5 protein-coding genes and 1 pseudogene are annotated in these 5,532 nt (G+C 72.5%); 5 read left to right on the top strand and 1 reads right to left on the bottom strand.

Annotated features, from left to right (window positions below; translation table 11 throughout):
- The 4 genes from AOK16_RS17750 to AOK16_RS17735 form a co-directional block, all read left to right on the top strand.
- The coding region (locus AOK16_RS17750) for a methionine ABC transporter ATP-binding protein (RefSeq protein WP_055473220.1) at positions 1-917 on the top strand (917 nt) is incomplete at its 5' end.
- Positions 914-1,684 carry a methionine ABC transporter permease gene (locus tag AOK16_RS17745; RefSeq protein ID WP_055473219.1) on the top strand — a complete coding sequence of 257 codons (771 nt, stop codon included), beginning with the start codon at positions 914-916 and terminating at the stop codon, positions 1,682-1,684. The genes AOK16_RS17750 and AOK16_RS17745, both read left to right, overlap by 4 nt.
- 95 nt (positions 1,685-1,779) lie before the next feature.
- Positions 1,780-2,610, top strand: coding sequence for a MetQ/NlpA family ABC transporter substrate-binding protein (locus tag AOK16_RS17740; RefSeq protein ID WP_055473218.1), 831 nt, complete (start codon positions 1,780-1,782; stop codon positions 2,608-2,610).
- A 265-nt stretch (positions 2,611-2,875) separates the two neighbouring features.
- Entirely contained in the window at positions 2,876-3,523 is a 648-nt protein-coding gene (locus AOK16_RS17735; protein ID WP_055473217.1) for a GNAT family N-acetyltransferase, read from the top strand.
- A 48-nt stretch (positions 3,524-3,571) separates the two neighbouring features.
- Here AOK16_RS17735 and AOK16_RS28435 read toward each other — a convergent pair.
- Positions 3,572-3,778, bottom strand: a pseudogene (locus AOK16_RS28435) (2-oxo-4-hydroxy-4-carboxy-5-ureidoimidazoline decarboxylase); the annotation flags it as partial.
- A gap of 219 nt (positions 3,779-3,997) precedes the next feature.
- Here AOK16_RS28435 and cbiE point away from each other — a divergent pair.
- Positions 3,998-5,272: a precorrin-6y C5,15-methyltransferase (decarboxylating) subunit CbiE gene (gene cbiE / locus AOK16_RS17730; RefSeq protein WP_055473216.1), complete on the top strand. Its 1,275-nt coding sequence runs from the start codon at positions 3,998-4,000 to the stop codon at positions 5,270-5,272.
- Positions 5,273-5,532 lie beyond the last annotated feature (260 nt).

Raw genomic sequence — 5,532 nt, 5'->3', positions numbered from 1 at the left:
CCGGCAAGTCCACCCTCATCCGCTGCGTGAACCTCCTGGAGCGCCCCACCTCCGGCACGGTCACCGTCGCCGGACAGGACCTCACCGCGCTCGCCGGGCGCGGACCGCGAGCCGGATCCACGCTGCGCCAGGCCCGCAGCCACATCGGCATGGTCTTCCAGCACTTCAACCTGCTGTCCTCGCGCACCGTGCAGGACAACGTCGAACTGCCCCTGGAAATCCTCGGGATCTCCGGCGCCGAGCGCTCCCGCAAGGCGCTCGAACTGCTGGACCTGGTCGGCCTCGGTGACAAGGCCAAGGCCTACCCGGCCCAGCTCTCCGGCGGACAGAAGCAGCGCGTCGGCATCGCCCGCGCGCTGGCCGGCGACCCGAAGGTGCTGCTCTCCGACGAGGCGACCTCCGCCCTCGACCCCGAGACCACCCGCTCCATCCTCCAGCTCCTGCGCGACCTCAACCGGCAGTTGGGCCTGACCGTGCTGCTCATCACGCACGAGATGGACGTCATCAAGACCATCTGCGACTCCGCCGCGCTCATGAAGGGCGGCCGCATCGTGGAGTCCGGCACGGTCTCCGAGGTGCTGGCCACCCCCGGCTCCGAGCTGGCCGCCGAGCTGTTCCCGGTCGGCGGCGAGGCCTCCGGGCCCGGCCGCACCGTCGTGGACCTCACCTTCCACGGCGACGCCGCGACCCAGCCGGTCATCTCGCAGCTGTCGCGCACGTACAACATCGACATCTCGGTCCTCGGCGCCGCCCTGGACACCGTCGGCGGCCGCCAGGTCGGCCGGATGCGCATCGAACTGCCCGGCCGCTTCGAGGACAACGTCGTCCCCATCGGCTTCCTGCGCGAGCAGGGCCTCCAGGTGGACGTGGCCGGGCCGGACGCCGACGAGCAGCTCGTGAAGGAAGGTGCCAAGTGACCTGGTCGGAGATGCAGCCGCTGCTGTCCCAGGCGTGTTGGGAATCGTTCTTCATGGTCGGCTGGTCGGCGGTGATCGCCGTCGTCGGCGGCCTGCCGCTCGGCGTCCTGCTGGTCCTCACCGACCGCGGCGGGCTGCTGCAGAACACCGTGGTGAACAAGGTCGTCGGCCAGATCGTGAACGTCGGCCGCTCGCTGCCGTTCATCATCCTCATGGTCGCGCTGATGTCGTTCACCCGCTGGGTCACCGGCACCACCATCGGCCCCGGCGCCGCCATCGTCCCGCTTGCCATCGGCGCGATCCCCTTCTTCGCCCGGCTGGTGGAGACCTCCGTACGCGAGGTGGACGGCGGGCTGGTCGAGGCCGTGCAGGCCATGGGCGGCTCCACCTGGACCGTCGTCCGCAAGGTGCTGCTGCCCGAGGCGCTGCCTTCGCTGCTGTCCAGCGCCACCACCACGATCGTCGCGCTCATCGGCTACTCCGCGATGGCCGGCACCGTCGGCGGCGGCGGCCTGGGCGACCTGGCCATCCGCTACGGCTACCAGCGGTTCGAGACCGGGCTGATGTGGATCACCGTGGCCATCCTCGCGGTGGTCATCTCCGCCATCCAGTTCGCGGGCGACTTCACCGCGCGCAGCGTCTCGCACCGCGCCGGCTCCTCCGCCGGTGCGCCGAAGCTGCGCCTGCTGCGGCCCAGGCCCGCACCGCGGACGGCGGACGCCGAGGCGACCGCCGCCCCGGCTCCCGAACCCACCAAGGTTTCCTGACCCGTTGACCGGCCGCGGGGCGAGCACTCGACCCGCGGCGCGTGACCCCGTACCACCCCCGCGGGGCGTACCACCTCTGGAGAAAGGCACTTTTCGTGCGTAACACTGCCAAGATCACCACCGCTGTCCTCGCCGCCGGCGCCCTCACCCTGGGCCTGAGCGCCTGCGGTTCGGGTTCCAACTCGGCCAAGGACAGCGCGGACGCCCCGCTCACCGTCGCGGCGAGCCCCGTCCCGCACGCCGAGATCCTCAATTACGTCAAGGACAACCTGGCGGCCAAGGCGGGCCTGAAGCTCGAGGTCAAGGAGTTCACCGACTACGTCACGCCGAACACGGCGACCGAGGACGGCTCGGTGGACGCCAACTACTTCCAGAACCAGCCGTACCTGGACGACTTCAACAAGAAGAAGGGCACCCACATCGTGCCCGTCACCACCGTCCACCTGGAGCCGCTCGGCCTGTACTCGCAGCAGGCCAAGTCGGTGAAGGACATCAAGAAGGGCGCCACCGTCGGCGTCCCCAACGACACCGTCAACGAGGCCCGCGCCCTCAAGCTGCTCGACGCCAACGGCATCATCAAGCTCAAGGACGGCGTGGGCAACGAGGCCACCCCGGGCGACATCGCGTCCAACCCCAAGAACCTCAAGTTCAAGGAGCTGGAGGCCGCCCAACTGCCGCGCTCCCTCGGCGACGTCGACGCCGCGGTGATCAACGGCAACTACGCGATCGAGGCCGACCTCAAGCCCGCCGAGGACGCGCTGGTCCTGGAGTCGCCCAAGAACAACCCGTACGGCAACTTCCTCGCCGTCAAGGAGGGCAAGGAGAAGGACCCGCGGGTGAAGAAGCTCGCCGAGCTGCTGGTCTCGCCCGAGGTGAAGAAGTTCATCGAGGACAAGTACGACGGCTCGGTGCTGGCCTCCTTCTGACTCCTGACGTCTGGCGCCTGACTTCCGACTTCTGACTCCCCGACGTCTGGCGGCAGCGCGCGAAGTGGCGGGCACCAGACGCCTGTTGGGCCCTGAGCAGTGGTGGGCTCCGCACCCCGGCGGTGCGGAGCCCACCGCCGTTCCGCCCCCGGGCTGCACTTCCGGCCGGTGCATGCTGCATGCTGGGCTATTCAGCAGGGCACCCCCCGACCACGGAGCCACACCGACAGGGCACCCATCCCCGGTCCACGGCCAGGAGAGGCGCATGACACCCACCTTCCCGGACATCTCCATCAGCACGGACCGGCTGGTGCTGCGCCCGTTCGACGAGGCCGACGTCCCCGCGCTCGCGGACATGATGAACGACGAACTCGTCACCGCCTGGACCTCGGTGCCCCACCCCTACACCCGCGAGGACGCCACCGCCTGGGCCACCCGGCTGGCCCCCGCCGAACGCACCGCCGGCCGCGGGCTCGTCCTCGCCGTCACCGAATTCCTCACCCAGCGCCTCGTCGGCACCGTCCACCTGCGCAACACCGACTGGCGTGTCCGCGTCACCGAGGTCGGCTACGTGACGGCCCCCTGGGCGCGCGGCGAGGGCTACGCCTGCGAGTCCGTACAGGCCGTTGCCCAATGGCTCTTCCGCGACCAGCGGTTCGAGCGCCTGGAACTGCGCACCGCCGCCGACAACACCGCCTCCCAGCAGGTCGCGCAGAAGGTCGGCTGCATCAGCGAGGGCGTGCTCCGCAACGCGTGGATAGCGCGTACGCAGACCGAGGACGGCGGTTGGACCGACATCCGCACCGACCTCATCGTGTGGAGCTTGCTGCCGGAGGACCTGGAGGACCTGGCGGGTGAGACGGAGCAGATGGCGGACGCGGGCGGCTACGCGGCGTACCCCGACTGGGCGTGAGCCCTCCACTGGGCGTGAGTCCCGGACCGGTGAGCGCTCGACAGGCCGTGAGCCCCGACTGGCCATGAGCTCCCGACCGTCCCCTGCCTGACCCAGCTCCGGTCGGCCGGCCTCGGCCAGGTCCTCGGCGGTCAGCTCGGCCATGGCGGCGTCGCCTGCGACGAGGAGGGCGTCGGTCGTGGCGTACGGGCGCTGGGCGAGGAGCTTGCTCCCCCAGGCCGAACTGGCACACACCTCGTGGAGCGCGGCTCGCGCCGCTGCGGGGCGCCTGACCCGTCCCGACCCGACCTGACCCCGGTCCGGGCCTGACCCGGTCCAGGCCCGCACCGGCACCCGTCCCACTTTCCACCTCCCGCCACCGGTCTGGACCAGCCGGGGTACTGTGCTCCTCCGGGGCGTGCCCCGGACCCTTGCGCCCCCGCTGCCCGCGCACCCCGCGGGCCCGACCCGCGACTGCCCAGGAGACTGACGACGATGGCCGACCGGGTCACGGTGATCGGCTGGGACGGCTCGCCGCTGACCGCGGCGGCCCGCTCCGCGCTCGCCGCCGCCACCCTCGTGGCCGGCGCCGCCCACCACCTGGCGCTCCCCGAGGTCCCGAGCTCCGCCGAGCGCATCCGGCTCGGCAGCCTCGACTTGGCCGCCCGCCGGATCGCCGCGCACCGCGGCACCGCGGTCGTGCTCGCCGACGGCGACCCCGGCTTCTTCGGTGTCGTCCGCACCCTGCGTGCCCCCCAGCACGGCCTGGAGATCGAGGTCGTCCCCGCCGTCTCCTCCGTCGCCGCCGCCTTCGCCCGGGCCGGGATGCCCTGGGACGACGCCCGGATCGTCGTCGCCCACAGCCGCGACCTGCGCCGCGCGGTGAACGTCTGCCGTGCCCACACCAAGGTCGCCGTCCTCACCTCGCCCGGCGCCGGGCCCGCCGAACTCGCCCTGCTCCTGGGCGCGGTCCACCGCACGTTCGTCATCTGCGAGGAACTCGGCACCGACCGCGAGCGGGTGACCGTCCTGACCTCCGACAAGGTCGCCGACCACACCTGGCGCGACCCCAACGTCGTCATCTCCATCGGCGGCCCCCGGACCGCGCCCGTACCCGTCGGCCCCGGGCCCGGCGGCCCCGTCCGCGGCGCCGCCCTCCAGGGCGGCGGCTGGATCGCCGGCCGCGACCCAGCCGCGGGCGTCCGCGGCTGGGCGCGCCCGGCAGGGGAGTACGCCCCGGCCCAGGGCAGGTTCGGCGAAGGCGAGTCGGCCCAGCTGCGCGCGCTCCAACTCGCCCGCCTCGGGCCGCGCGTGGGCGACCTCGTCTGGGATATCGGCGCGGGCAGCGGCGCCGCCGCCGTCGAGGCCGCCGGGTTCGGCGCGGCCGTCATCGCCGTCGACCGCGACGCCGCCGCCTGCGACCGCGCCGCCGCCGCGGCCCGCCGCCACGGAGTCCAGCTCCAGGTCGTCAACGGCACCGCCCCGTACATACTCGAAGACCTGCCCGAGCCCGACGTCGTACGGGTGGGCGGCGGGGGAGCGGCCGTCGTGGACGCCTGCGCCGCCCGGCGCCCCGAGCGGATCGTCGCCCACGCGCCCACCCGCGACGCCGCCGAGGCCATCGGCGCGGCCCTGACCGACGGCGGCTACACCGTCGAGTGCGCACTGATCCAGTCTGTGGAATTGGACACGTCCACCGCCTCGGCCTGGGGCGAAAGGGAGCGCGCCGTCGTCTTCCTCCTCTGCGGACACCGCCTCCCCAGGGCCTGACACCCGCCCGGAAGACGCCCGGGAGCGGGCGCCTCGTCCCCCGCCCACGATCCGCGCCGAAAGCCCGCGAAGGGTAGGCTGGCGGACTGTTGCACTGCCGCTCGGGGTTCGGCGCTTCGTTCGCCAATGTCCCGTAATCACCCCAGGTTTGAGGGTGAGCGGTACGACGGTCGGGGGACGCGCGACGTGCCGCGCGGCGCACACGCTCGTTGTCCCAGTGCGGAGTTCCTGTACGGGGGCGGCCGCGGCTGCCGCGGCCG

It is taken from the genome of Streptomyces pathocidini, assembly GCF_001418495.1.
Classification (GTDB): Bacteria; Actinomycetota; Actinomycetes; order Streptomycetales; family Streptomycetaceae; genus Streptomyces; species Streptomyces pathocidini.
This window is presented reverse-complemented; position numbering and strand designations above follow the sequence as displayed.